The following is a 25,447-nucleotide window of genomic DNA, read 5'->3' on the forward strand; positions in this document are numbered from 1 at the left end:
CTTCACGCGCGCGTGCCCCAGGTCGGCGCGTCCGTGCCCCACAGACCCGGTGGCCGCGCCCAGTCGGCGGGACCGCCGGTGAACGACACCGGCGGCAGCGCGTACCGCAGCCGGCCGAGTGCGCTGTCGGTCTCCGCCAGCCAGGGACCGGGGTCGAGCGCGTCGCCGGCGGCCCCTGGTGTCGGGTGCGATCGCACTCCGTTCACCAGCCACGCCGCCGTCTGGGCCAGCGCACAGCGCAGGACGCGTGAACCGCCGTCCCGCGCCTGGTCGGTGAGCGCCCGCAGCACGCCCGCCGCGAGCAGATAGCCGGTGCCGTGGTCGAGCGCCTGCGCGGGCAGGGCACCCGGCCGCTCCACCGAGCCCTCGACCGCCGAGCCCTCGACCGCCGCGATGCCGGTCGCCACCTGCACGAGGCTGTCGAAGCCGCGCCGCCCGCCCCACGGCCCGTACGCGCCCCATGCCGACAGCGAGGCGACGACGAGCCCCGGACGCCGCTCCACCAGCGCCTGCGGCGTCAGCCCGAACCGGTCGAGCGCGCCCGGCCGGTACCCCGTGACCACCACGTCGGCCCCGGCCAGCAGCTCCTCGAACGTGCGCCGGTCCGCACCGTCCCGCAGGTCGAGCCGCGTCGAGCGCTTCCCGAACCCGGTGTCGGCGTGCGCGTCCGGGTCCTCCGGCAACTGCGGGGCGTCCACCCGCAGCACGTCCGCGCCGAGCAGGGCGAGGGTGCGCGTGGCGACGGGGCCCGCGATGACCCGGGTGAGGTCGAGGACGCGCAGGGCCCTGTCCGGGTCGCGCGGCGCCGCGTCGTCGAGGCGCTCCCGCGTCAGCAGCGGACGGGCCGCCACGGCCGCGCCCTGCGGATGCGCCGCCCACTGCTCGGGGGTGCGCAGCGCGACGGCCAGGCCACCGGCCGCGTACACCGTCTCCTCGACCTCGAAGGCCGACCGCCCGGCGAGCAGCTCCGCCACGTCCTCCACCGTCGCGTCCTCGCCGACATCCAGTGCCGCGCGCAGGCGCGCGCGATGGTGCGGATAGTTCGCGTGGGTACGCAGCCAGCCGTCCTTGGTGCGCCAAAAACGCGACAGGGGAGCGAAGTTGACGGGCGCGCGCCCGTCGATGAGCAGATGCCGCTCACTGGTGAATGCCGTCGCGACCGCGCCGTCGTCGACCTGTACGTCGGACACGGGCCGCCCCGCGCGCGTGGCGGCCAGCTCCGCACCCGCGAGAGCGCAGGCGCCGACACAGGCGCGGGCGAGTTCGATCACGGGCAGGCGCGCGGGCAGCGAACCCGCGCGCGGGAGGTACGAGATGCGGGACAGCAGGGCGGGGTCGCCGCCGAGTGCGTCCCAGGCAGCTGCGGTGCCGGGTGCGTGCGTCATGCAAGCACTATGCCGGACGACGCCCGCGACGAAGCGGGGAGGGGCCGAAGACTCCAGCCCCTCCCCGCAACTCGACGTGCCCAGCCGCTACTTGGTCACGGCGTCCAGCGCGTCCGCGATGCCCGCCCCGTAGAAGCTGTTCTTGTTCTTGCCTCCCACGCACACCGCGTCGACCTTGCCGTCGCCGTCGATGTCGTACGGGTCGGTGCACGCCGTCGCGTCGGCCTCCTTGTAGAGGAGGGCCTTCACCTGGGCCGCCGAGGCGTGCGGATGCGTCGACTTGATGAGTGCGACGACACCTGCGACGTGCGGCGACGCCATCGACGTACCGGCCATGTAGCCGTACTTGCCGCCCGGCAGCGTCGACAGGATCAGACCGCTGGTGGCCGGCGGAGCGGGCGTCTGGTACGCGGTGGAGTCGCCGCCCGGCGCCGCGATGTCGATGACGCCCTTGCCGTAGTTCGAGTACGACGACTTGATGCCCTTGGCGCCGGTCGCGCTGACCGTGACGACACCGGGCAGCTGCGACGGGATGTCGAAGCAGTCCTTCGTCTTGATGGTCCGCGTCGCCGGCGTCGTGTCGTCGGGCGAGGAGTCGTCGACGATCTCGTCCTGCGCGAGGTCCGTCTCCGCGTTGCCGGCCGCCGCGACGTTCACCAGACCCTTGTGCTCGGCGTACCGCGACGCGCGCGTGACGGCGGCGACGAGCGCCTTCTGGTCGGCGTCCGTCTTGCAGTTGAACAGCCAAGGGTCGGTGTAGTAGCTGGAGTTGGTGACGTCCGCGCCGTGGTCGGCCGCCCACATGAAGCCGCAGACGACGGCCTCCGTGTAGTACATGCCGGTGGCCGGCTCGGCCACCTTCAGGCTGGCGACCTTCACGCCGGGCGCGACACCGGTGACGCCGACGCCGTTCTTCGCGGCGGCGATCTCCCCGGCCACGTGCATGCCGTGCGGGGACTCCCCGGCCACCGGCCGCCACGCGCTGCCCTGCTGCACGGGCACACCGCCCAGACAGTTGGCCGAGGCCTTCGCGTCGAAGTTCGGCGCGATGTCCGGGTGGGTGTCGTCGACGCCCGAGTCGAGCACGGCGACGGTCACCTTGGAGCTGCCGAGCGACACCTCGTGGGCCTTGTCCGCCTTCATGGCGGGCAGGTCCCACTGCAACGGCTCCAGCGGGTCCTGACCCGAAGTCGCCGCGGCGGCCGCCTTCTTGGCCTCCGCCTCGGTCAGCACCTGCCTGGTGGCGAGGTCGTCACTGGACTGCGCGGCCAGCGGCGCGGTGCGCGTGGCACCAGCCGACTGCACGCCCTTGGCCGCGCGGACCGTCTTCGCGAAGTCCGGGTTCTTCGAGTGGACGACGATGACACCGATCTTGTCGTACGCGATGACGACGGTGCCGCCGGCCTTCTTGATGGCCTTCGTCGCGGAGTCCGAACTGTGGTGTCCAGGACGGACGTTGACGACATAGCTGAGCTCGGGGCCGTCGGCCGCGGGCGCGGGTGCGCTCGTGGCGGGGGTGGCGGAGGCCGCCGCGTTCGGCAGGAACGCCAGGGCGGTCGCGGCCGCGATGCCGAGCGGTACGGACATGGAGCGCGAGCGGCGCGTTCCGCGAGCGGGCGCCGGGCGCTGAGGACGCTGATGAGGCGTCGTCATGGGATCTCCTGTGTATTCAGAGCGTGAAGTCGGCTGCTGTGCGCGCTACTTGACGGCCTTGAGCGCGTTGACGATGCCGGAGCCGTAGAAGCCGTTGCGCTGCTCGCCGCCCTTGCAGACCGCGTCGACGACCCCGTCGCCGTCACCGTCGTACGAGCCGGGGCAGGCCTGCTCGTCGGCCTGGGACTTCAGGAGCGCCTGCAGCTGCGCGGGGGAGGCCCACGGGTGCGTGGACTTCAGGAGCGCGGCGACGCCCGCGACGTGCGGGGACGCCATCGACGTGCCCTGGAGGTAGCCGTACTGGTTGCCCGGCAGCGTCGACAGGATGCGGCCGTTCTTCGACGGGGTGTCCGGGATCTGGTACTTGTCGCCGCCCGGCGCCGCGACGTCGATGACGCCGTTGCCGTAACTCGAGTAGTACGACTTGGACTTGTTCACGCCGGTCGCGCTGACCGTGACGACGCCCGGCAGCTGGGTCGGCACGTCGAAGCACTCGTGCGGGTCGACGGTGCGGGTCACCGCGGTCGAGTCGTCCGGGCTGGAGTCGTCCACGAGCGCGTGCGAGTCGAGGTCGTCGTTGGAGTTGCCCGCGGACGCGACGTTCAGGGTGCCCTTCTTCTGGGCGTACAGCTGGGCCCGGTTGACCGCGTCGACGATGGCCCGCTGGTCGGGGTCGTCCATGCAGTTGTAGAGCCACGGGTCCACGTAGTAGCTGTTGTTGGTGACCTCGATGCCGTGATCGGCGGCGAACACGAAGGCGCAGACCACGCTCTCCGGGTAGAACAGCTCGCTGACCGGGTCGGCCACCTTGATGCCCGCGACCTTCACGCCCGGCGCGACGCCCGCGACGCCGATCCCGTTGCGCGCGGCGGCGATCTCACCGGCGACGTGCGTGCCGTGGTAGTGGTCCGGGTTCGCGGGCCGCCAGGCGCCCGGCGAGGTGTCCGCCTTGCCGCCGACGCAGTTCGCGGACTGCGAGGCGGAGAAGTTCGGTGCGATGTCCGGGTGCTGGTCGTCGACGCCCGTGTCGATGACACCGACGGTCACGCGCCTGCTGCCCGGGTTGATCGTGGCGGCCTTGTCGGCGCCGATCGCCCGCAGGTCCCACTGGTCGGCCTCCATCGGCTCCTGCCCCGAAGTGGCCTTGGACTCCAGGGACTTGGCCTGGGCGCCGGAGAGCTTCTGCACGGCGCCCTCGTCGGTGGTGCCGGCGGCCGTCAGGGGCGCGGTGCGCGTCGCACCGGCGGAGGCGACGCCCCGCGCCTTGCGCATCTCCTTGCCGAAGTCCGGGTTCGCCGAGTGGACGACGATGACGCCGATCTTCGCGTACGTCTCGACTATGGACCCGCCGGCCGCGGATATCGCCTTCTGCACGGAGGCGAGGGTGCGACCGTCCGTGCTGCGGGTGTTCACCACGTACGCGAGCGACTCTGCTGACTGAGCCGAACCGGCCGTCGCCGTAGGGGAGTCGCTCACCGCGACCGCGTTCGGCACGAAGCCGAAGGAGGCCGTGAGTGCGATGCCGATCGGCAGGGCGAGGGCCAGGCGGCGTCTGGCAGGCAGATGAGCCATGGGATCTCCACATCATCCGTCGTGTAGGGCGAATACGGAAAAGCCCGAACACAAGTGGTGCTCGGGCAGGTACATGACGCGTGGTGCGGTGTGAACGTATCTCTAGTCGCCGCAGGTCAGCAACGAGTTCCGAAAGAAATCAAGGGAGTTGAACCTCCGCGCGCGTGTCCCCGTGACGTTGTGCAGGGGGTACGCGCACGATCCGGCCCCCTGTTGGATCACGTCGGGGAGCCCTACCATCGCGACCCGGCTCACGTGATCCACGTCACCGTGAGGTTCAGAGCACCCATGTCCGCACTGTCAGACATCCCCACACCCCCGTCCCCGACAGCACCCGCATCGCGAGGAGACTCCGTGGCCACCGACGCACCACCACCCCAGAAAGGCAGCCCGGACGGCGGTCCCGCGCTGCCGTCGACCGAGGAGTTCGTCGCGGTCCAGCAGAGCGAGGAGTTCGCCGAACTGCGGCGCACCCACCGCTCGTTCGCGTTCCCGCTCACCCTCGCGTTCATCGCGTGGTACCTCGTCTACGTCCTGCTGTCGAACTACGCGGGCGACTTCATGGGCAAGAAGATCGGCGGCAACATCAACGTCGCCTTCGTCCTCGGCCTCGCCCAGTTCCTCACCACGTTCCTCATCGCCTGGTGGTACTCGCGGCACGCCGCCGCGAAGCTCGACCCCAAGGCCGAAGCCATCAAGTCCCGTATGGAGGGCGGCGCATGAGCCCCGACGCGTCACAGTTCGTCCTCGCCGCCGGTGAGGCCAGCGAGCACCGGCCGCTGATCATCACCCTGTTCTCGGTGTTCGTCGCCGCGACCCTCGTCATCACCGTATGGGCCGGACGGCAGACCAAGAGCGCCTCCGACTTCTACGCGGGCGGCCGCCAGTTCACCGCCTTCCAGAACGGACTCGCGGTCTCCGGCGACTACATGTCCGCCGCGTCCTTCCTCGGCATCGCGGGCGCCATCGCCCTCTTCGGCTACGACGGCTTCCTCTACTCGATCGGCTTCCTGGTCGCCTGGCTCGTGGCGCTCCTCCTGGTCGCCGAACCGCTGCGCAACTCCGGCCGCTACACGATGGGTGACGTCCTCGCCTACCGCATGCGCCAGCGCCCGGTCCGCACGGCCGCTGGCACCTCCACGATCGTCGTCTCGATCTTCTACCTGCTCGCGCAGATGGCGGGCGCCGGCGTCCTCGTCTCGCTGCTGCTCGGCATCAAGTCGGACGGCGGCAAGGTCGGCATCGTCGCCCTCGTCGGCGTCCTGATGATCGTGTACGTCACCATCGGCGGCATGAAGGGCACCACGTGGGTGCAGATGGTCAAGGCGGTCCTGCTCATCGCCGGTGCCATCCTCCTCACCTTCCTCGTCATGCTGAAGTTCAACTTCAACATCTCGGACCTGCTGGGCACCGCCGCCTCCAACAGCGGCAAGGGCACACCGTTCCTGGAGCCCGGACTCAAGTACGGCGCCACGTCCACCTCGAAGATCGACTTCATCTCGCTGGGCATCGCGCTCGTCCTCGGCACCGCCGGACTGCCGCACATCCTGATCCGCTTCTACACGGTGCCCACCGCCAAGGCCGCCCGTAAGTCGGTCAACTGGGCCATCGGCATCATCGGCGCCTTCTACCTGATGACGCTCGCGCTCGGCTTCGGCGCCGCCGCCCTCATCAAGCCGGCCGAGATCATCGCCTCGAACCCGGCGGGCAACACGGCCGCCCCGCTGCTCGCCCTCCACCTGGGCGGCACCGACTCCAACTGGGGCGCGATCCTGCTCGCCTCGATCTCCGCCGTCGCCTTCGCGACGATCCTCGCGGTGGTCGCGGGCCTCACCCTCGCCTCGTCCTCGTCCTTCGCGCACGACATCTACGCGAACGTCATCAAGCGCGGCAAGGCCACCGAGAAGCAGGAGATGCAGGCCGCCCGCTGGGCCACCGTCTTCATCGGCATCATCTCGATCGCCCTCGGCGCGCTCGCCCGCGACCTGAACGTGGCGGGCCTGGTCGCCCTCGCCTTTGCCGTCGCCGCATCGGCGAACCTGCCGACGATCCTCTACAGCCTCTTCTGGAAGCGGTTCAACACGAACGGCGCCCTGTGGTCGATCTACGGCGGCCTCTTCACCGCCGTCTTCCTCGTCCTCTTCTCGCCCGTCGTCTCCGGCAACCCGAAGACCTCCATGTTCAAGGGCGTCGACTTCCACTGGTTCCCGCTGGAGAACCCCGGCATCATCTCGATCCCGGTCGGTTTCCTCCTGGGCGTCATCGGTACCTACGTGGCGAAGGAGAAGGCCGACGAGGACAAGTACGCGGAGCTCGAGGTCCGGTCGCTGACCGGCACGGGAGCCCACTGATCCGCAGCATCACCGACGCCCCCGTCGCAGAGCCTGGTAGCTCTCTACGACGGGGGCGCCGCACACTCGTGGGATCGCAGTCCTGTCAGTGTCAGACGGGTCACGTAGGCTCGGTCGTACAGGCAAGAACGCGATCAGAGGGAGGGGGCCCACGTGCTCATCGACACGTACGGCCGAGTGGCCACCGACCTGCGGGTCTCGCTGACCGACCGGTGCAATCTGCGGTGCACGTACTGCATGCCCGAAGAGGGCCTGCAGTGGCTGGCCAAGCCCGATCTGCTGACCGACGACGAGATCGTCCGTCTCATCCGCATCGCCGTCACGCACCTCGGCATCACCGAGGTCCGCTTCACCGGCGGCGAGCCCCTGCTGCGCCCCGGTCTCGTCGGCATCGTCGAGCGGGTGGCCGCCCTGGACCCGCGCCCCAAGATGTCCCTGACGACGAACGGGATCGGCCTCAAGCGCACCGCCGCCGCCCTCAAGACGGCAGGCCTGGACCGGGTGAACGTGTCGCTGGACACCCTGCGCCCCGACGTCTTCAAGACGCTGACCCGCCGCGACCGCCACAAGGACGTCCTCGAGGGCCTCGCCGCCGCGCACGAGGCGGGCCTGACCCCCGTGAAGATCAACTCGGTCCTGATGCCGGGGCTGAACGACGACGAGGCGCCCGACCTCCTCGCCTGGGCCGTCGAGCACGACTACGAGCTGCGTTTCATCGAGCAGATGCCGCTGGACGCCCAGCACGGCTGGAAGCGCGACGGCATGATCACCGCCGGCGACATCCTGGCCTCCCTCCGTACGCGCTTCGAGCTCACGGAAGAGGGCTCCGAGGAGCGCGGCTCCGCCCCGGCCGAGCGCTGGGTCGTGGACGGCGGACCCCACCGCGTCGGCGTCATCGCCTCGGTGACCCGCCCCTTCTGCTCGGCCTGCGACCGCACCCGGCTCACCGCCGACGGCCAGGTTCGCACCTGCCTGTTCGCCACCGAGGAGACGGACCTGCGCGCCGCGCTGCGCGCCGAGGGCCCGGAGAGCAGCGACGAGAACATCGCCCGTATATGGAAGCTTGCGATGTGGGGCAAGAAGGCGGGCTCGGGCCTGGACGACCCGCAGTTCCTGCAGCCCGACCGCCCCATGTCGGCGATCGGCGGCTGACGCCCTGCTCGGACCGTTCGCCCTACTCGGACCGTTCGGGCTGCTCGGGCTCGGCGGCGTCCCACTCCGTCAGTGTCACGACGTCCTTCAAAAAGCCGCGTACCCCAAGGAACTTGGCGAGGTGCTCGCGGTGTTCGTCGCACGCGAGCCACGTCTTGCGGCGCTCCGGCGTGTGCAGCTTCGGGTTGTTCCACGCGAGCACCCACACCGCGTCGGTGCGACAGCCCTTGGCCGAGCACTGAGGGATGGCGGGAGCCGGTTCGGAGAGGTTCGCGAGGTTCACGCGTCAACCTTAAACGCCCCGGAAATGGCGACGCCGAGCAGCCACGGGGGGAGCTGCCCGGCGTCGGTCCGTCGCTCCGACGGGGGATGCGGAGCGCGTACGCAGTATGTCACGCACAACCCGCTCCCCGGCACCTGAACTACATGATTGATCTGAGCTTTTCTTGAGCTTTGTGTACCGGCTGTCGCGGCCTGCGCGGGCCCTCGTGAAGGGCGGGTGTCAGGTGCGGTCCTCCGGCACGGATTCCGCCGCACCCGCGGCCGGCACCGGCGCGATCATGGGGCGTGACGGGGCGGGGACGAAGGTGGACGGCAGGTTCGGGGCGTTCTCCCGGCCCGCGTTCGCGATGACGACCGCGACGTACGGGAGCAGGATGCCGAGCACGAGCGTCCCGATGGCGACGGGCCGCTGCACGTTCCACAGCACTGCCGTGAGGATGACGGCCAGGGTGCGCACGGACATCGAGATGACGTACCGGCGCTGACGCCCGCGCACATCGTCGGCCAGGCCCTGCCGGGCTCCCGTGATCTGGAAAACCTGTGCTCCGCCGTTGCTGCTGTGCTTCCACATCACGTTCCACCGCCCGCCGATTCGCCGGACTCTCCCCGGTCCGGGCTGCTTACACGTTACGCCCGGGGTGCGTCGGCTACGAGACCGGGGGACGCCTGAGTCGGGTGCCCGACCTGCGCCGTACCGCGTATGGCGCTGCCCGACATGCGCCGTATGGCGTACGGGCCGAGACTGATCGCACGTGCGCAGGTGCGCACCCCTCGCGCCGTATGAGGAGGCGACGACATGGCTTGGTTGTGGGCAATCATCGTGGGCTTTGTGCTCGGTCTGATCGCAAAGGCGATCCTGCCGGGCAAGCAGCAGATCCCACTGTGGCTGACGACCGTCTTCGGGATCATCGGCAGCGTGCTGGGAAACTGGGCGGCCACGGGCCTCGGTGTCAACGACACCAAGGGCATCGACTGGACCCGTCACCTGCTGCAGCTGATCGGTGCGGTCGTGGTGGTGGGCCTGGGCGACATGGCCTGGGTGGCACTGCGGGGCAACAAGAAGAAGGCCTAGGCATGCCGAAGGGGCCGGAACTCCGTGTGACGGAGAACCGGCCCCTTCGGGATGTGCGACGTACGGGCGTCAGCCCGTGACCTCCACCGCGGCCAGGTTCTTCTTGCCGCGGCGCAGCACCAGCCAGCGCCCGTGCAGCAGGTCGTCGGCGTCCGGCACCGCGTCCTCGGCGGCGACCTTCACGTTGTTCACGTACGCGCCGCCCTCCTTCACGGTCCGGCGCGCGGCCGACTTGCTGGCGACGAGGCCGACCTCGGCGAACAGGTCGACGACCGGGCCGAGCTCGGCGACCTGGATCTTCGGCAGCTCGGACAGCGCGGCGGCCAGCGTCGCCCCGTCCAGGTCCGCCAGGTTCCCGTCGCCCTGCCCGAACAGCGCCTTCGACGCGGAGATCACGGCCGCCGTCTGATCGGCGCCGTGCACGAGCGTCGTCAGCTCCTCGGCCAGCGCGCGCTGCGCGGCGCGGGCCTGCGGGCGCTCGGCGGTCTGCGCCTCCAGCTCCTCCAGCTCCTCGCGGGACCGGAAGGACAGGATGCGCATGTACGTCGAGACGTCCCGGTCGTCCACGTTCAGCCAGAACTGGTAGAACGCGTACGGCGTGGTCATCTCGGGGTCGAGCCAGACGGCCCCGCCCTCGGTCTTGCCGAACTTGGTGCCGTCGGCCTTCACCATCAGCGGCGTCGCCAGGCAGTGGGCCGACGCCTCCGGCTCCAGGCGGTGGATCAGGTCGAGGCCCGCCGTGAGGTTGCCCCACTGGTCCGAGCCGCCCTGCTGGAGCGTGCAGCCGTAGCGCCGGTACAGCTCCAGGAAGTCCATGCCCTGCAGGAGCTGGTAGCTGAACTCCGTGTAGCTGATGCCCTCCTGCGACTCGAGGCGCCGGGCGACCGAGTCCTTGGTGAGCATCTTGTTCACGCGGAAGTGCTTGCCGATGTCGCGCAGGAACTCGATCGCGGACATGCCCGCGGTCCAGTCCAGGTTGTTCACCATCGTCGCCGCGTTCTCACCCTCGAAGTCGAGGAACGGCTCGATCTGCGAGCGCAGCCGGGTCACCCACTGGGCGATGGTCTCCGGGTCGTTCAGCGTGCGCTCGGCCGTCGGGCGCGGGTCGCCGATCTGGCCCGTGGCGCCGCCGACCAGGGCCAGCGGGCGCAGGCCCGCCTGCTGGAGGCGGCGCATGGTCAGCACCTGCACCAGATGTCCGACGTGGAGGGAGGCCGCGGTCGGGTCGAAACCGCAATAGAACGTGACCGGACCGTCCGCGAGCGCCTTGCGCAGGGCGTCCTCGTCCGTGGACTGGGCCCACAGGCCGCGCCACTTCAGCTCGTCGACGATGTCCGTCACGGTGCCGTGTCTCCTTGAACAGTGCTGATGGGTCCTGGCCAGTCTATGGGCGAAACCGGGAGGGTCAGACGCCCTGACTGACCGAGCTCATGTTGAAGTCCGGCACGCGCAGCGCCGGCATCGCAGCTCGAGTGAACCAGTCGCCCCACTCCCGGGGCAGCGTCTTTTCCGTACGTCCGGCCTCGGTGGCCCGCGTCAGGAGGTCGACCGGCGACTCGTTGAACCGGAAGTTGTTCACCTCGCCCACCACCTCGCCGTTCTCCACGAGATAGACGCCGTCCCGGGTCAGACCGGTCAGCAGCAGCGTCGCCGGGTCGACCTCGCGGATGTACCACAGGCAGGTCAGCAGCAGGCAGGGCCCTCGATGGTCCGTCGCCGCGACCATCTCGTCCAGGGACCTGCCCGAGCCGCCGTCGAGGATCAGGTTGTCGATCGCCGGGGCCACCGGGAGGCCGGTCAGGGCCGCGCTGTGCCGCGTCGTCGTCAGGTGCCGCAGCTCGCCGCCCGAGATCCACTCGGTGGCGTCGAGCGGCAGCCCGTTGTCGAAGACGGACGCGTCGTCGCCGGAGGCGTGCGCGAGCACGAACGGGGCGGACTCGAGCCCCGGCTCGTGCGGATCGCTGCGCAGCGTCAGTGGCAGCTCGCTCAGCCGCTCCCCGATCCGGGTGCCGCCGCCGGGCTTGCTGAAGACCGTCCGGCCCTCGGCGGCGTCCCGCGCCCCGGCCGACCACAGCAGATAGATCAGCAGGTCGGCGACGGCGGTCGGCGGCAGCAGCGTCTCGTAACGCCCCGCGGGCAGCTCGATCCGGCGCTCGGCCCACCCGAGCCGGGTGGCCAGCTCCGCGTCCAGGGCGGCGGGGTCGACGTCCTTGAAGTCCCGGGTCGAGCGCCCCGCCCACGCCGAACGCTTGCGGTCCGGCGACTTGGCGTTCAGCTCGAGCGTCCCGTTCGGCTGGTCGTGCCGCAGCCGCAGGCCCGTCGACGTACCGAGATAGCTGCTGGTCAGCTCGTGGTTGGCGAAGCCGTACAGCTCGCGCCCGCCGGCCCTGGCCCGGGCGAACGCCTCGCCGAGCGCGGGCGCGAAGTCCGCGAACACGGCCGAGGACGTCTCCGCGGGCGCCTCCGTGAAGCCGGGGGAGTGCGCGGCGCCGCCGACCAGCGGCTGCGCGTCCTCGGCGGGCCCGGCCTTGGCCGCTGCCTCCTCGGCGGCACGGACGAGAGGCTCAAGGTCGTCGGCGGTCACGGCCGCCCGGGACACGACACCGCTCGCGGTGCCCTCCTTGCCGTCGACGGTCGCGATGACGGTCAGGGTGCGGCCGCGCGTGACCCCGTTCGTGGTCAGCGCGTTGCCCGCCCAGCGCAGGTTGGCGGTGGACGTCTCGTCGGCGACGACGACACAGCCGTCGGCCCGCGACAGCTCCAGGGCCCGCTCGACGATCTCGTACGGCTTGCTGCTGCGCGGGCTCATCGACCGGCCTCCTGCGTCGTGTTGAGACTGTGCTTTCCCGGGGGACGACCCCCGGACCCCCGGCCGATTCCGTGCGTGACGCTCATCGACCGGCCTCCTGAGTGGTGTTGAGGATGTTGACGCCCTTGAACAGTGCGCTGGGGCAGCCGTGCGAGACGGCGGCGACCTGGCCCGGCTGGGCCTTGCCGCAGTTGAAGGCGCCGCCGAGGACGTAGGTCTGCGGGCCGCCGACCGCGGCCATCGAGCCCCAGAAGTCGGTCGTCGTCGCCTGGTACGCGACGTCGCGCAACTGCCCGGTGAGCCGCCCGTTCTCGATCTTGAAGAAGCGCTGTCCGGTGAACTGGAAGTTGTAGCGCTGCATGTCGATGGACCAGGACCGGTCACCGACGACGTAGATCCCGCGGTCGACGCCCGCGATCAGATCGTCCGTCGACAGCCCGCCCGGATCAGGCTGGAGCGAGACGTTCGCCATCCGCTGTACGGGCACATGGCCGGGGGAGTCGGCGTACGCGCACCCGTTGGACCGGTCGAAACCGGTCAACTTGGCGATGCGGCGGTCGAGTTGATAGCCGACCAGCGTCCCGTCCTTCACCAGGTCCCAGGACTGTCCCGCCACGCCCTCGTCGTCGTAGCCGATGGTGGCGAGGCCGTGCTCGGCGGTACGGTCCCCCGTCACGTTCATGATCTCGGAGCCGTACTTCAACTTCCCGAGCTGGTCGAACGTGGCGAAGGACGTGCCCGCGTACGCCGCCTCGTAGCCGAGCGCGCGGTCCAGCTCCGTGGCGTGCCCGATGGACTCGTGAATGGTCAGCCACAGATTCGACGGGTCCACGACCAGGTCGTACGAGCCCGCCCGCACGCTCGGCGCCCGCATCTTCTCCGCGAGCAGCTCCGGGATCTGCGCCAGCTCGCTCTCCCAGTCCCAGCCGGTGCCGGTCAGGTACTCCCAGCCGCGCCCGGCCGGCGGCGCGATCGTGCGCATCGAATCGAACTCGCCGCTCGAGTCGTCCACCGCGACGGCCGTGAGCTGCGGGTGGAGCCGCACGCGCTGCTGCGTCGTCACGGTCCCGGCCGTGTCCGCGTAGAACTTGTTCTCGTGGACGGAGAGCAACGAGGCGTCCACGTGGGAGACCCCGTCGGCGGCGAGCAGCCGCGCGCTCCAGTCGGCGAGCAGCCCGGACCGCTCCTCCTCCGGCACGGAGAAGGGGTCGATCTCGTACGAGGAGATCCAGGTCCGGTCCGCGTGCACCGGCTCGGCGGCCAGCTCCACGCGCTCCTTCGACCCCGCGGCCTTGATCACCTGCGCGCTCAGCTTCGCCATCGCCACGGCCTGGGACGCCACCTTCGCCGCCGCGTCCATGGACAGGTCCACGCCGGACGCGAAGCCCCACGTACCGCCGTGCACCACGCGCACCGCGTAGCCCAGGTCCGTGGTGTCGGACGAGCCGGCCGGCCTGGCGTCCCGCAGCCGCACCGCCGCGCTGCGCACCCGCTCGAAGCGGAAGTCCGCGTGCTCGGCGCCCAGGGCACGGGCGCGGGCGAGGGCCGCGTCGGCGAGCGCCCTCAAGGGGAGCGCCGTGAAGGCGTCATCGATCGTATGAGGCACGAATGTCTCTCCCTGTCGTCCGGTCGCTGTCGTCCGGGTCACGTCGTCGCCTCGATCATGTCGCGCGGCAGGGGTGCGCGGCCAGACCTTTCTGTAGGGACCCGACAGCGACGCGTGGATGCCACTGTCGGTGGTCGATTCTCCGTACCAACGGTCGGACCGATAGGTTTTCGAGGTACTACCACCGCAATCGAAAGGGTGATCCGTTGAGCCGCTCGGTTCTCGTCACCGGAGGAAACCGGGGCATCGGCCTCGCCATCGCCCGTGCATTCGCCGAGGCCGGCGACAAGGTCGCGATCACGTACCGCTCGGGCGACCCCGCGGAGCTGGAGAAGCTCGGCCTGCTCGCCGTCAGGTGCGACATCACCGACGCCGAGCAGGTGGACGTGGCCTACAAGGAGATCGAGGAGAAGCACGGCCCGGTGGAGGTGCTGGTCGCCAACGCCGGCGTCACCAAGGACCAGCTCCTCATGCGGATGTCCGAGGAGGACTTCACGTCCGTCCTCGACACCAACCTCACGGGCACCTTCCGCGTCGTCAAGCGCGCCAACCGCGCCATGCTGCGCGCCAAGAAGGGCCGTGTCGTCCTGATCTCCTCCGTCGTGGGCCTGCTCGGCTCGGCGGGGCAGGCGAACTACGCCGCCTCGAAGGCGGGCCTGGTCGGCTTCGCGCGCTCCCTCGCCCGTGAGCTCGGGTCGCGCAACATCACCTTCAACGTCGTCGCCCCGGGTTTCGTCGACACCGACATGACCCAGGCGCTCACCGACGAGCAGCGCGCGGGCATCGTCGCCCAGGTGCCGCTCGGCCGGTACGCGCAGGTCGAGGAGATCGCCTCAGTGGTGAAGTTCCTGGCCTCGGACGAGGCGTCGTACATCACTGGAGCCGTCATCCCGGTTGACGGCGGACTGGGAATGGGTCACTAGGCACGATGACGAACACCACTGGAATCCTCGAGGGCAAGAAGATCCTCATCACCGGTGTGCTGATGGAGTCCTCCATCGCCTTCCACGCCGCGAAGCTGGCCCAGGAGCAGGGTGCGGAGATCATCCTCACCGCGTGGCCGCGCCCGACGCTGACCGAGCGCATCGCCAAGAAGCTGCCGGACCCGGACAAGGTCAAGGTCCTGGAGCTCGACGTCTCGAACGACGAGCACCTCGCCCGCCTGGAGGGCCAGGTCCGCGAGCACCTCGGCGGCCGTCTCGACGGCATCGTGCACTCCATCGGCTTCGCGCCGCAGGACGCGCTCGGCGGCAACTTCCTGAACACGCCGTTCGAGTCCGTGTCCACCGCCATGCACGTCTCCGCCTTCTCCCTGAAGTCGCTGACGATGGCCCTGCTGCCGCTGATGAACGAGGGCGGCTCCGTCGTCGGCCTCACCTTCGACGCGCAGTTCGCGTGGCCGCAGTACGACTGGATGGGCCCGGCCAAGGCCGCCCTCGAGGCGACGAACCGCTACATGGCGCGCTACCTGGGCGAGCACGACGTCCGGTGCAACCTGATCTCGGCGGGCCCGATCGGCTCGATGGCCGCGAAGTCGATCCCCGGCTTCAGCGAGCTCGCCGCGGTGTGGGACAGCCGGTCCCCGCTGGAGTGGAAGCTCGAGGACCCGGAGCCGGCGGGCCGCGGCATCGTCGCGCTCCTGTCGGACTGGTTCCCGAAGACCACGGGCGAGATCATCCACGTGGACGGCGGGCTGCACGCCATCGGCGCCTGACGGTTCGACTCCCTCGTTCGGCCCACCGGCCGGGCGGGACAAGGGGACCTCCTAGCACCCTGGGTGCGAGGAGGTCCCTTCGTGCGTGTGCCCCACCGCATAGCCCTAGCCCTCACCGCCCTAGCCCTGCTGATCGCGCTCCCGTACGACGCCGCGTCGGACACCGCGGAGAAGACGGCGGAGAAGACGGCGGAGAAGACGGCCGCCGAGAAGCGTGAACTGTTCGGCGCCGGTTGCCGGGTCGACGTCGCCGGGACCCGGGCGACCGCCACCTGTCACAACGCGTATCCCGCCGTCGACCGCGTCGCCCTGCACATCGAGTGCGACCCGTGGTGGGACGTCGACAGCGACTCGGCGCCGACCGCGGTCGGGCCCGCCGAGACCGTGCGGCTCGCCGGGCGGTGCTGGAAGAACGTGCGGACCGCCTGGGTCAGTCACCAGCAGGCGGACTGAACCGGCCGGGACGGCACAGGAACGGATAGCCGGCCGCCTCCGCGGCAGCGGCGTCCGCGTCGCCCTCCCTGATCGCGTCGACCAGGCGCGTGTGGTCCATGTGGTTCTCCGCGGTCAGCCCGCCGCGCACGTCGTCGCGCAGCCAGTCCCGCAGCACCTCGCCGAGATCGGCGTACATCGCCGTCATCACGTCGTTGTGGGACGCGGCCACCACGGCCATGTGGAACGTCGCGTCCGCCGTCACGAACGCCTCCGCGTCACCCGACTCCCAGGCCTCCTCACGGCGTACGAGGAGCGCGTCGAGCTGCTTGAGATCGCGCTCGGTGCGCCGCTCGGCGGCGAGCTTCGCGGCGCTGGACTCCAGCGTGGAGCGCAGCTCGGCGATGTGCCGCGGATCGGCCTCCGCGAACCGGCGCTGCATCACGCCCGCCAGCTCGCTGGTCGCCACGACGTACGTGCCCGAGCCCTGCCGGATGTCGAGCAGCCCGTTGTGCGCGAGCGCGCGCACCGCCTCCCGCACCGTGTTCCGGGCGACGCCGAGCTGCTCCACGAGCTCGGGCTCGGTGGGGATGCGGGAGCCCACGGGCCACTCGCCCGAGGAGATCTGGGCACGCAGAGCGGAGATGACCTGCTCGGACAGGGCCGAGCGGCGGGGGGAGGTCAGTGGCATCGACGTTCCTTCGTGCTGGCCGTGTCGGACGGAACCGTGGTGTGACGCCCACAGTGTGACGCAAACCGATTGGACAACCAATCATCCCATGATTCTAAGATGGGTCTCATGGCTAGTGAGGAAACCCCGACCCCGACGATGGCTCCGCCGACCGCAGCAGCCCCGATACCCACGGAGACGACGGAGAAAGGTGCCGCCCCGCGCGCGTGGGCCGTACGTCTCGTCATCGTCGGCATCGTCCTCGCCGCCCTGAACCTGCGGCCCGCGATCACCAGCCTCGGCGCCCTCCTCGAAGAGGTCCGCGACGGGCTCGGCATGAGCGGCAGCGTCGCCGGACTGCTCACCTCCGTACCGCCGCTGTGCTTCGCGATCTTCGGCGTGATGGCGCCCCGCCTCGCCAGGCGGTTCGGCCCGAGCGCCGTCGTCTGCGCGGGCATGGCCGCCATCGCCACGGGCCTGATCATCCGCCCGTACACCGGCAACACCGCCGGGTTCCTGGTCGCCAGCGCCCTCGCCCTCATGGGCATCGCGGTCAGCAACGTGCTGATGCCGGTCATCGTCAAGCGCTGGTTCCCGGACCGCGTCGGCTCCATGACGGGCCTGTACTCGATGGCGCTCGCCGCGGGCACCTCGCTCGCCGCCGCCGCGACCGTGCCCATGACCGACGCGATGGGCGGCAACTGGCAGCCGGGGCTCGCCGTCTGGGCCGTACTCGCCGTCGCCGCGGTGCTGCCGTGGATCCCGCTCGTCCGTGTCGGGGGAGCGGCCCCGGCCGAACCCGCGGCCCGGGCGACGGCCGCCGGCGACGGGCTTCGCATCACCCGCAGCCGCACCGCATGGGCGCTCGCCGTCTTCTTCGGACTCCAGGCCACGGCCGCGTACATCACCATGGGCTGGATGCCGCAGATCTTCCGCGACGCCGGGGTCTCCGCGTCGACGGCCGGTGTGCTGCTCGCCGTCACCATGGCGATGGGCGTCCCGCTCGCCTTCGTCATCCCCCGCGTCGCCGCCCGGCTGGCAAGCCAGGGCCCGATCGTGATCGCCCTCGGCATCTGCGGCCTCGCCGGTTACGCGGGCCTGTACTTCGCGCCGTCGTCCGGCGCCTGGGCGTGGGCGATCCTGCTCGGCGTCTCCAACTGCTCCTTCCCGCTGGCCCTCACGATGGTCGGCATGCGGGCCCGCACCGGTGCCGGCGTCGCCAAGCTGTCCGCGTTCGCGCAGTCCACCGGCTATCTGATCTCGATCCCCGGGCCGCTGCTCATCGGCGTCCTCAACCAGGCCACCGACGGCTGGAGCGTGCCGATCGCGCTCATGGCCGCGCTGATGGTGCCGCAGATCGTGGTCGGCGTCCTCGCGGGCCGCAACCGCACCATCGAGGACGAGGGGGCGCAGACGACGGGGACGGTCGAGGCGGCCCCGGCGTCCTGACGACCCGGGACGGGTGCGACACTTGCCGCATGTCGCCTGTGCTCGACCCGAATCCCCAGAACAGTCAGAAGAAGCTCCTGCTGGTGCTCGGCGCGATGCTGGCCGTCACCGTGGTCGTGGCCGTCATCGCGACGCTCGCCTCGCCCTGACACCCGCCCTCCCGGACCCGGCCGGGGCCCGGGGGTGGGGTTAACTCCACCATCCCCTAGGGGGCCAGTGTCAGGGTCAAGTGGGTGGATCACCGGATGGGTTGAGGGCCGCGGAGTCCGTACCTTCGAAGTGTCGCCGAGAGCATCGGCGCCGCACGAAGAGCACGTAGACGATACGGACCACGGAGGAAGCCATGTCGGCCCCCACGCACTCCCGGCCCCACCCGGCAGCCACGCGCGGCGTCGACATCACGCTGCCCTGGTGGGCGATCGTGCTGCCCGCCCTCGCGTTCGTCGCTCTGCTGCTGCTGATCCTCAACCCGGCCGACGCCCAGGCCGCGTCGGGCGACCCGGCCATCTCCCACATCCTGGAGCGCGCGAGGGAACTCGTGGCCCAGTAGCGGCTCGGTACCCCGCGTTCACCCGTGCCGGGTGAGCCCGTCAACTCCCTGCGCCCGACGGCCGGGTTCGTGCGAAGCTGGGATCCATGAGCGTCGCAGAACCCCGCAGGATCGTCCTTTTCCGGCATGCCAAGGCGGACTGGCCCCAGGTCTCCGACCACGAGCGGCCGCTCGCCGAGAGGGGCCGCAAAGACGCCCCCGTCGCCGGCCGCAGGCTGGCCGACTCGGGCATCGCCCTCGACCTGGCCCTGTGCTCGACCGCAGCGCGCACCCGCGAGACGTGGAAGCTTGCCGTCTCCGCGCTGCCGGACCGGCCCAGGACCGTCTACGAGGAGCGGATCTACGAGGCGTCCCCCGGCGAGCTGATCGCCGTGCTCAACGAGACGCCGGAGGACGTCCGCAATGCCGTCCTGATCGGCCACAACCCCGGAGTGCACGGCCTCGTCGAGGTGCTGACCGGCGGCGCCGAGGGCCCCGCGGCCCAGCGGATGAACCGGGGCGGATTCCCGACCGCCGCCTTCGCCGTGCTGTCCTTCACCGGCTCCTGGAAGTCCCTCGAACCGGGCACCGCGACCCTGGTCGACTACTGGTCGCCGAACGACTGACCCGTACGTACGGACACCCGTACGTACGGACATACGTAGAGGCCCGGTACCGAACGCCGGTACCGGGCCTCTACGTAGGCGTGGATCAGACCTCCTGCGCGTCCGCCGCCTCGACCTCTTCGCGCGTGATGCCCAGCAGGTACAGGACCGTGTCGAGGAACGGCACGTTCACCGCGGTGTGCGCCGCCTCGCGGACCACCGGCTTCGCGTTGAAGGCGACGCCGAGCCCCGCCGCGTTCAGCATGTCCAGGTCGTTCGCGCCGTCGCCGATCGCCACGGTCTGCGCCAGCGGGACCCCGGCCTCCGCGGCGAACCGGCGCAGCAGCCGCGCCTTGCCCGCGCGGTCCACGATCTCGCCGGTGACCTTGCCGGTCAGCTTCCCGTCGACGATCTCCAGGGTGTTGGCCTGCGCGAAATCGAGGCCGAGCCGCTCCTGCAGATCGTCCGTGACCTGCGTGAAACCGCCGGAAACCACGCCCACTTGATAGCCGAGGCGCTTGAGCGTACGGATCAGGGTCCGCGCGCCCGGAGTCAGCCGCACCTCGCTCCTGACCTTGTGGACCACCGACGCGTCGAGGCCTTCGAGGAGCGCCACGCGCGCGTGCAACGACTGCTCGAAGTCCAGTTCGCCGCGCATCGCCGCCGCGGTCACCTCGGCGACCTTGTCCTCGCAGCCCGCGTGCGCCGCGAACAGCTCGATCACCTCGTCCTGGATGAGCGTCGAGTCGACGTCCATCACGACGAGCCGCTGCGCCCGCCGGTGCAGCCCGGCCGAGACGACCGCCACGTCCACGCCCCACTTCGCCGCCTCCATCGCGAGGGCGGTGCGCAGCGCCTCGGTCCCGGTGCCGGACACCGCGAACTCGACGGCGGTGACGGGGTACTTGGCGAGCCGGAAGATGCGGTCGATGTTGCCGCCCGTGCCGGTGATCGTCGCGGCGATCGCCGCCGTCGACTCGGCGGTGAGCGGGTGGCCGAGCACGGTGACCAGCGAACGGCCCTCGCCGCGCGGCCGGTTGTCGCCGAGGCCCGAGATGATCTCGGCCTGCATCTTCACGGACTCCGCCCAACTGTGGACGGTGGCCCGCAGATCTCCCTCGAGCCCGGCGGGCGGCTCGGTCACCAGGGCGCACAGGACGATGCGGCCACGCGTGACGACCTGCTCGATGTCGACCACATCGACGGAGTACGCGGCGAGGGTGTCGAAGAGCCCGGCGGTCAGACCGGGCCGGTCCTTGCCGAAGATCTTGACCAGCAGGGTCGGGACGTCGGCCGGCGCGGGCTCGTAACCGTCGACGTACGGGGCATCAGCAGGGTGCTGGGGCTGCGAAGCGCTCATGATGCCCTTACGTTATCGGGCTCGTGTACGGGTGCGCGGCCACGGTCCGCGTACCGGACAGGGCGCCGAACCCGATCCCCTACCGATCTCCTACCGATGTCCTACCGATGCCCTACCGACGCCTTACCGTCCGCGATCCCTGCGTCGCCGCGGCCCGTCCCGCGTCGGCCCCGGGGCCGGTGGCGGGGGAGGCGGCGGTGGCCAGGACCCGCGGCCGTCGCCGCCGCGCGGGCGGGGCGGCTCGGGGGCGACGGGACCCGCGACGGTGGGGGCGCCGGTCATGCCGTCGCCGTGGGGTTCGTCCGCGTAGCGGCCCTGGTCCCGATCGCGCCTGAACTCGTCGGGCTGCTTCAGGTACGGGTTCGTGTCGGCGTTCGACGGGCGGTACGGGCGGCTCTGCCGATAGGGGCCCGTCGGCTCCTGGGCCGAGGGCGGCCCGTCCGCGGCGAGGGCCAACGGCGCGACGCGCCCGCCCGCGGCCCCGGTCGCGGACGCGAGCAGCGCCCCGAGCGCCCCGGCCCCCGCACCCCACGCGGCCCCGAGCAGCAGGGCCATCCCGAGGTGCCCGTGCAGCTCGATGCCCGCGCCGAACGCGTCGAAGCCGAGCACCGACAGCGAGGCGTCCGCCGATACGTCCGTCAGCCACACCAGGAGCGGCAGCGCGAGGGCCGTCACGACGCCGAGCCGCACCGCGCAGCGTCCCGCGAAGCCCGCCAGGCCCGTGTCGCGCGGGGTGCGCACCGCCGTGAGGACCCCGGCGAACAGCATCATCAGGGCCATCGCGACGGCCAACAGCCAGACCCTGCCGTCGAGTTCGGCCAGGCGGCCCAGGGTCACGTCCTGGCCCGACTGCCCGCCGAGCAGGTCGTCCAGCGGGGCGGGAAGCAGGTTCACGAGCGCGCCCGACGCTCTGCCGTCCCAGGGCACGAACAGGCCGATGGGCACCCCGAGCCACACCCCGTTGGGCGCGCCGAGCAGGGCCGCGCCCGCGATCCGCTTCGGGTGGGCGTCGCCGATCATCGCGTACAGCGCCGCGGCGAGGCCCGCGAGGACCGCCACGAGCAGCACCGTCACGAGCGCCGACGCCGCGGGCCGCACGACGCGGTGCACCGCGTCCAGGCCGCGGGGCAGCGGTGTGCGGCGTGAGGCGAGCAGGGCGATCAGCAGCACCCCGATCACGAACGCGGCCCCGCCGAGCAGCGTGGCCCCCGTCTCCACCGTGAAGCCGACGGACGCCTTCGCCTTCACGAGGTCGTTCAGCCGGTCGGGCAGCAGCCCTCCGATGCCGCCGGGCAACTTGTCCTTGATGTCGCCCGGCAGGCCCCCGGCGCCCGGAATGTCGTTCAGTCCCAGCTTCGAACCGTCAATCGTGATGATGTCGTGACCCGCCCACGCGAGCCCGCCCAGCATCCCCACGAACAGGACGACCACGGCCCCCGCCCGTGCCGCCAGTTCACCGGGGGAGACCCCAACTCCCGCCGCCCGCAAGGAGCGTAGGAAGAACCAGCTCAGCAGCAACGCACCGACCAGGCCGACCCCCAGCGGCGCCACGTCGATCGCGGTGTGCGCCTGCGCGCTGTCCAGGCCGAACGCCGAGACGTCACCGGACGGCGTCACGCGCCCGCCCACGCCGATCGCCACCGTGGCCGCCGTCATCGGCCCGAGCGCGCCCGCCGAATCCGCCTCCAGGAGATGGAGCCCGAGCGCGGCGACGCCCGCCATCCCGATGAACGCCCAGCTCACCGCGGCAATGGCCGAGAGCAGCACATCGCCGACGGGCAGACCGGCACGCCGATCCGTGCCGTCGCCCGTCTCCGTCAAGGCCATCAGGGACCCCCCGATCCGTACCGCTTCGCCCGAGATATCCCATGTAGGAATGATCCGTTGGGAGTTGTGGGCGGTTACTACTCTCCGGGGCCGTATCTGCTCCGTCAACGGGGCGGGCACCGGCGCTGTCCTGGAGTCTTCACAACCCCCGACGCAAGGCCCGACTTTCGGTCACGGGGGCGTTCCTGAAATAGTTCCTCACGATGTTCGACATCCCTAGACTCCCCATGACGGGGCACAACTTCGGGGGACAAACTCAGTGGGGCTTGGAGTGCCTGAACTCGTACTGGAATTGAATGGCAGGACCTGGACGCTCGATCCGTCCAGGCCGTACACCCTCGGCCGTGATCCGGGGGGAGACATCGTGCTCGACGACGCCAGGGTGTCCTGGCGTCACGCCACGATCAGCTGGGGCGGCCGCAGTTGGGTCATCGAGGACCACGGATCGACCAACGGCACGTTCGTCCAGGGCCAGCGGATCCATCAGATGGAGATCGGCCCCGGCTCGTCCGTGCACCTCGGCAACTCGACCGACGGCCCGCGCGTGAACGTGCAGGGCAGCGCCCAGGCCGCCGCCGTCTCCGCGCAGCCCGCACAGGCCGCGCAGCCGGGGCAGGCCTCGCCGCACCAGGCGCAGCAGCAGGCCGCCGGCCTCAACCAGCAGCCGCCGCAGCAGTACCAGCAGCAGCCCGGCTGGCCGCAACAGCAGGCGCCCCAGCAGCAGCCGCCGCAGCAACAGCAGCAGTGGCAGCAGCAGCCCCAGGCGCAGGCCCCGAAGGTCCCGCAGCAGCAGGGCCCCGGCGGAGTCGCGGGGGCCCCGCCGGTCTACGGCGACCGCAGCCCGACGACCTTCCACCAGCTGGCGCTCGGCCGCGTCATGCGCATCGGCCGTGCGCTGGAGAACGAGCTGGTGGTCTCCGACCTCCAGGTCTCGCGCCACCACGCCGAGTTCCACGCGACGCCCGACGGCCGCTTCGAGATCCACGACCTCGGCTCGCACAACGGCACGTACGTCAACGGTCAGCCGATCCCCAAGAGCGGCCGCGCCCTGCTCGGCCCGAACGACATCGTCGGCGTCGGCCACTCCACGTTCCGGCTCGTCGGCGACCGGCTCGAGGAGTTCGTCGACACCGGTGAGGTCTCCTTCTCCGCACGTCACCTGACGGTCACCGTCGACGGCGGCAAGCAGATCCTCAAGGACGTCTCCTTCGGCGTCCCCGAGAAGTCGCTGATCGCCGTCATCGGCCCGTCCGGCTCCGGCAAGTCGACGCTCCTCAAGGCGCTCACGGGCTACCGTCCCGCCAACCAGGGCGACGTCCTCTACGACAACCGGAACCTGTACAAGCAGTTCGCCGAGCTGCGCCAGCGCATCGGTCTGGTCCCGCAGGACGACATCCTGCACAAGGAGCTGACCGTCAAGAAGGCGCTCAAGTACGCCGCCAAGCTCCGCTTCCCCGCGGACACCAGCGAGCAGGAGCGCCAGCAGCGCATCGACGAGGTGCTGCGCGAGCTGAAGCTGGACATCCACAAGGAGAAGAAGGTCACCTCCCTCTCCGGTGGCCAGCGCAAGCGCGTCTCGGTGGCCCTCGAGCTGCTGACCAAGCCGTCGCTGATCTTCCTGGACGAGCCCACGTCGGGCCTCGACCCGGGCATGGACCGCGACGTCATGCAGCTGCTCCGCGGCCTCGCCGACGACGGCCGCACCGTCCTCGTCGTCACCCACTCCGTGGCCGAACTGGCGATCTGCGACAAGCTCCTCGTCATGGCGCCGGGCGGTTCCGTGGCCTACTTCGGCCCGCCGGAGGAAGCCCTCAACTTCTTCGGCTACGAGACGTGGGCGGACGTCTTCTCGGCGTTCGAGAACTACCGCGACTACGACTGGGCGGGCCGCTGGAAGGGCTCGCAGCACTACCAGATGTACGCGGCCGACATCGACGCCGTCGCCGCGCAGTCGGTGCAGATGCCGCCGCCCGCGGCGATGAAGCCGCCCAAACCGCAGCCCTGGGGCGCCCAGCTCATCACGCTGATGCGCCGCTACGTGTCGGTGATCGCGTCCGACAAGGGCTTCATGGGCCTGATGGTGATCCTGCCCGCGGTCCTCGGCATCGTCTCCGTGGTCATCCCGGCCGACTTCGGCCTGGCCCCGCCCAAACCGCCGTCCAAGTTCAACGGCGACGCGGGCACGATCATGCTGATCATCGCCGTCGGCATGTGCTTCTCGGCCGCGGCCAACTCGGTCCGCGAGCTGATCAAGGAACGGGTCATCTACGAACGGGAACGCGCCACCGGCCTGTCCCGCTCCGCGTACCTGATGTCCAAGGTCATCGTCCTCGGCTTCATCACGGCCATCCAGGGCGTCATCATCTGCGCCATCGGCTTCGTGCCGCGCGACCTTCCCAAGGAAGGCCTGCTGATGCCGCCGGCGATCGAGCTCTGCATCTCGATCATCGCCCTCGGCTTCACGTCGATGATGTTCGGCCTCGTCATCTCCTCGCTGGTGAAGACCTCCGAGAAGACGATGCCGCTGCTCGTCATGTTCGCGATCGTCCAGGTCGTCTTCACGGGCGTCCTCTTCCAGATCTACGGCTCGATCGGCCTGGAGCAGTTCGCCTGGCTGATGCCGTCCCGCTGGGCGATCGGCGCCGCCGGCACGACGCTCGACCTGGCGCACCTGATGCCGCCGTGGGACCTGAAGAAGCCCAACGACCTCGACCCGCTGTGGGAGCACTCGGTCAGCCAGTGGGGCATCGACCTCGCCGTCCTGATCGCGCTCGGCATCGCGTGCGGCTTCGCGGTCGCGCGCCTGCTGCGCCGCCACGAGCCCGAGGTCATGCGCAAGTAGCGGTGTGATGCATACGGAGAAGGGGGGGCCCCCCCGGGGGGGGGCCCCCGGCCCGGGGGGGGGGGGGCGGTGCCGCGGACCCCCCCGTCCCCGCCAATTGTGTGAGATACCGCGGGTGACGGTTTCGGTCGCGCCGT

The 25,447-nt window shown here is 70.7% G+C and carries 23 protein-coding genes; 12 read left to right on the top strand and 11 right to left on the bottom strand.

What is annotated here, in order from left to right; genetic code table 11:
• Positions 1-2 precede the first annotated feature (2 nt).
• The 3 genes from ACIBUY_RS37705 to ACIBUY_RS37715 form a co-directional block, all read right to left on the bottom strand.
• Positions 3-1,385, bottom strand: a complete 1,383-nt coding sequence (locus ACIBUY_RS37705) for a CoA transferase (protein WP_399155046.1) — start codon at positions 1,383-1,385, stop codon at positions 3-5.
• Between the two features lie 87 nt (positions 1,386-1,472).
• Positions 1,473-2,972, bottom strand: coding sequence for a S8 family serine peptidase (locus ACIBUY_RS37710; protein ID WP_399155053.1), 1,500 nt, complete (start codon positions 2,970-2,972; stop codon positions 1,473-1,475).
• 111 nt (positions 2,973-3,083) lie between these two features.
• Positions 3,084-4,610 (bottom strand): S8 family serine peptidase, encoded by a 1,527-nt coding sequence (locus ACIBUY_RS37715; RefSeq protein ID WP_365570707.1) that lies wholly within the window; start codon positions 4,608-4,610, stop codon positions 3,084-3,086.
• A gap of 354 nt (positions 4,611-4,964) precedes the next feature.
• Here ACIBUY_RS37715 and ACIBUY_RS37720 point away from each other — a divergent pair, with 354 nt between their 5' ends.
• The 3 genes from ACIBUY_RS37720 (at position 4,965) to moaA (ending at position 8,113) form a co-directional block, all read left to right on the top strand.
• Positions 4,965-5,333, top strand: coding sequence for a DUF485 domain-containing protein (locus ACIBUY_RS37720; protein WP_365570704.1), 369 nt, complete (start codon positions 4,965-4,967; stop codon positions 5,331-5,333).
• Positions 5,330-6,961, top strand: a complete 1,632-nt coding sequence (locus tag ACIBUY_RS37725) for a cation acetate symporter (protein WP_365570701.1) — start codon at positions 5,330-5,332, stop codon at positions 6,959-6,961. The genes ACIBUY_RS37720 and ACIBUY_RS37725 overlap by 4 nt, the downstream gene beginning before the upstream one ends.
• A 153-nt stretch (positions 6,962-7,114) precedes the next feature.
• Positions 7,115-8,113 carry a GTP 3',8-cyclase MoaA gene (moaA, locus tag ACIBUY_RS37730; RefSeq protein WP_365570698.1) on the top strand — a complete coding sequence of 333 codons (999 nt, stop codon included), beginning with the start codon at positions 7,115-7,117 and terminating at the stop codon, positions 8,111-8,113.
• Positions 8,114-8,135: 22 nt separating this feature from the next.
• Here the strand turns inward: moaA and ACIBUY_RS37735 are convergent, their stop codons facing one another.
• Complete coding sequence (locus ACIBUY_RS37735; protein ID WP_365570695.1) at positions 8,136-8,396, bottom strand: hypothetical protein; 261 nt, start codon at positions 8,394-8,396, stop codon at positions 8,136-8,138.
• 219 nt (positions 8,397-8,615) lie between these two features.
• Positions 8,616-8,966, bottom strand: a complete 351-nt coding sequence (locus tag ACIBUY_RS37740) for a DUF3099 domain-containing protein (protein ID WP_365570692.1) — start codon at positions 8,964-8,966, stop codon at positions 8,616-8,618.
• 225 nt (positions 8,967-9,191) lie between these two features.
• On the opposite strand from ACIBUY_RS37740, the gene ACIBUY_RS37745 reads away from it, so the two are divergent.
• Positions 9,192-9,467: a GlsB/YeaQ/YmgE family stress response membrane protein gene (locus tag ACIBUY_RS37745; RefSeq protein WP_365570688.1), complete on the top strand. Its 276-nt coding sequence runs from the start codon at positions 9,192-9,194 to the stop codon at positions 9,465-9,467.
• A 69-nt stretch (positions 9,468-9,536) separates the two neighbouring features.
• Here ACIBUY_RS37745 and tyrS read toward each other — a convergent pair whose 3' ends face one another.
• From tyrS to ACIBUY_RS37760, 3 genes are all read right to left on the bottom strand, one after another.
• A complete protein-coding gene (gene tyrS, locus ACIBUY_RS37750; protein WP_399155047.1) occupies positions 9,537-10,808 on the bottom strand; it encodes a tyrosine--tRNA ligase in 1,272 nt (423 codons plus the stop codon).
• A gap of 64 nt (positions 10,809-10,872) precedes the next feature.
• Positions 10,873-12,276 (bottom strand): metallopeptidase TldD-related protein, encoded by a 1,404-nt coding sequence (locus ACIBUY_RS37755; protein ID WP_399155048.1) that lies wholly within the window; start codon positions 12,274-12,276, stop codon positions 10,873-10,875.
• 82 nt (positions 12,277-12,358) lie between these two features.
• A complete protein-coding gene (locus ACIBUY_RS37760; protein ID WP_399155049.1) occupies positions 12,359-13,882 on the bottom strand; it encodes a TldD/PmbA family protein in 1,524 nt (507 codons plus the stop codon).
• 206 nt (positions 13,883-14,088) lie between these two features.
• Between ACIBUY_RS37760 and fabG the strand changes: the two genes are divergently transcribed.
• From fabG to ACIBUY_RS37775, 3 genes are all read left to right on the top strand, one after another.
• A complete protein-coding gene (gene fabG / locus ACIBUY_RS37765; RefSeq protein ID WP_365570676.1) occupies positions 14,089-14,805 on the top strand; it encodes a 3-oxoacyl-[acyl-carrier-protein] reductase in 717 nt (238 codons plus the stop codon).
• 5 nt (positions 14,806-14,810) lie between these two features.
• Positions 14,811-15,596, top strand: a complete 786-nt coding sequence (gene fabI, locus ACIBUY_RS37770) for an enoyl-ACP reductase FabI (protein ID WP_365570673.1) — start codon at positions 14,811-14,813, stop codon at positions 15,594-15,596.
• Positions 15,597-15,677: 81 nt separating this feature from the next.
• Positions 15,678-16,049, top strand: a complete 372-nt coding sequence (locus ACIBUY_RS37775; RefSeq protein WP_365570670.1) for a hypothetical protein — start codon at positions 15,678-15,680, stop codon at positions 16,047-16,049.
• Here ACIBUY_RS37775 and ACIBUY_RS37780 read toward each other — a convergent pair.
• The gene (locus ACIBUY_RS37780; RefSeq protein ID WP_365570667.1) at positions 16,027-16,719 is read right to left on the bottom strand and encodes a FadR/GntR family transcriptional regulator; all 693 of its coding nucleotides are present in this window, start codon (positions 16,717-16,719) and stop codon (positions 16,027-16,029) included. The two genes, ACIBUY_RS37775 and ACIBUY_RS37780, sit on opposite strands and share 23 nt — an antisense overlap.
• A 108-nt stretch (positions 16,720-16,827) precedes the next feature.
• Between ACIBUY_RS37780 and ACIBUY_RS37785 the strand changes: the two genes are divergently transcribed.
• The 4 genes from ACIBUY_RS37785 (at position 16,828) to ACIBUY_RS37800 (ending at position 19,302) form a co-directional block, all read left to right on the top strand.
• Complete coding sequence (locus ACIBUY_RS37785; protein ID WP_365570664.1) at positions 16,828-18,147, top strand: CynX/NimT family MFS transporter; 1,320 nt, start codon at positions 16,828-16,830, stop codon at positions 18,145-18,147.
• A gap of 29 nt (positions 18,148-18,176) precedes the next feature.
• Positions 18,177-18,296 (top strand): SGM_5486 family transporter-associated protein, encoded by a 120-nt coding sequence (locus ACIBUY_RS37790; protein ID WP_365570661.1) that lies wholly within the window; start codon positions 18,177-18,179, stop codon positions 18,294-18,296.
• A 194-nt stretch (positions 18,297-18,490) separates the two neighbouring features.
• Positions 18,491-18,697 carry a hypothetical protein gene (locus ACIBUY_RS37795; protein ID WP_365570658.1) on the top strand — a complete coding sequence of 69 codons (207 nt, stop codon included), beginning with the start codon at positions 18,491-18,493 and terminating at the stop codon, positions 18,695-18,697.
• 86 nt (positions 18,698-18,783) lie between these two features.
• Positions 18,784-19,302, top strand: a complete 519-nt coding sequence (locus tag ACIBUY_RS37800) for a histidine phosphatase family protein (RefSeq protein WP_365570655.1) — start codon at positions 18,784-18,786, stop codon at positions 19,300-19,302.
• An 85-nt stretch (positions 19,303-19,387) separates the two neighbouring features.
• On the opposite strand, the gene serB is transcribed toward ACIBUY_RS37800, so the two are convergent.
• A complete protein-coding gene (gene serB, locus ACIBUY_RS37805; RefSeq protein WP_365570652.1) occupies positions 19,388-20,641 on the bottom strand; it encodes a phosphoserine phosphatase SerB in 1,254 nt (417 codons plus the stop codon).
• A 123-nt stretch (positions 20,642-20,764) separates the two neighbouring features.
• Positions 20,765-22,468: a streptophobe family protein gene (locus ACIBUY_RS37810; protein WP_365570649.1), complete on the bottom strand. Its 1,704-nt coding sequence runs from the start codon at positions 22,466-22,468 to the stop codon at positions 20,765-20,767.
• A 271-nt stretch (positions 22,469-22,739) separates the two neighbouring features.
• On the opposite strand from ACIBUY_RS37810, the gene ACIBUY_RS37815 reads away from it, so the two are divergent.
• Positions 22,740-25,310, top strand: coding sequence for an FHA domain-containing protein (locus ACIBUY_RS37815; protein ID WP_365570646.1), 2,571 nt, complete (start codon positions 22,740-22,742; stop codon positions 25,308-25,310).
• Positions 25,311-25,447 lie beyond the last annotated feature (137 nt).

The sequence above is a fragment of the Streptomyces sp. NPDC050085 genome, from assembly GCF_044460595.1.
Taxonomy (GTDB): domain Bacteria; phylum Actinomycetota; class Actinomycetes; order Streptomycetales; family Streptomycetaceae; genus Streptomyces.

Coding starts and splice junctions, on each gene's coding strand:
- ACIBUY_RS37705 (WP_399155046.1), bottom strand. CDS start 1,385: ATGACGCACGCACCCGGCACCGCAGCTGCCTGGGACGCACTCGGCGGC.
- ACIBUY_RS37710 (WP_399155053.1), bottom strand. CDS start 2,972: ATGTCCGTACCGCTCGGCATCGCGGCCGCGACCGCCCTGGCGTTCCTG.
- ACIBUY_RS37715 (WP_365570707.1), bottom strand. CDS start 4,610: ATGGCTCATCTGCCTGCCAGACGCCGCCTGGCCCTCGCCCTGCCGATC.
- ACIBUY_RS37725 (WP_365570701.1), top strand. CDS start 5,330: ATGAGCCCCGACGCGTCACAGTTCGTCCTCGCCGCCGGTGAGGCCAGC.
- ACIBUY_RS37740 (WP_365570692.1), bottom strand. CDS start 8,966: ATGTGGAAGCACAGCAGCAACGGCGGAGCACAGGTTTTCCAGATCACG.
- ACIBUY_RS37745 (WP_365570688.1), top strand. CDS start 9,192: ATGGCTTGGTTGTGGGCAATCATCGTGGGCTTTGTGCTCGGTCTGATC.
- ACIBUY_RS37755 (WP_399155048.1), bottom strand. CDS start 12,276: ATGAGCCCGCGCAGCAGCAAGCCGTACGAGATCGTCGAGCGGGCCCTG.
- fabI (WP_365570673.1), top strand. CDS start 14,811: ATGACGAACACCACTGGAATCCTCGAGGGCAAGAAGATCCTCATCACC.
- ACIBUY_RS37780 (WP_365570667.1), bottom strand. CDS start 16,719: ATGCCACTGACCTCCCCCCGCCGCTCGGCCCTGTCCGAGCAGGTCATC.
- ACIBUY_RS37785 (WP_365570664.1), top strand. CDS start 16,828: ATGGCTAGTGAGGAAACCCCGACCCCGACGATGGCTCCGCCGACCGCA.
- ACIBUY_RS37790 (WP_365570661.1), top strand. CDS start 18,177: ATGTCGCCTGTGCTCGACCCGAATCCCCAGAACAGTCAGAAGAAGCTC.
- ACIBUY_RS37795 (WP_365570658.1), top strand. CDS start 18,491: ATGTCGGCCCCCACGCACTCCCGGCCCCACCCGGCAGCCACGCGCGGC.
- ACIBUY_RS37800 (WP_365570655.1), top strand. CDS start 18,784: ATGAGCGTCGCAGAACCCCGCAGGATCGTCCTTTTCCGGCATGCCAAG.
- serB (WP_365570652.1), bottom strand. CDS start 20,641: ATGAGCGCTTCGCAGCCCCAGCACCCTGCTGATGCCCCGTACGTCGAC.
- ACIBUY_RS37810 (WP_365570649.1), bottom strand. CDS start 22,468: ATGGCCTTGACGGAGACGGGCGACGGCACGGATCGGCGTGCCGGTCTG.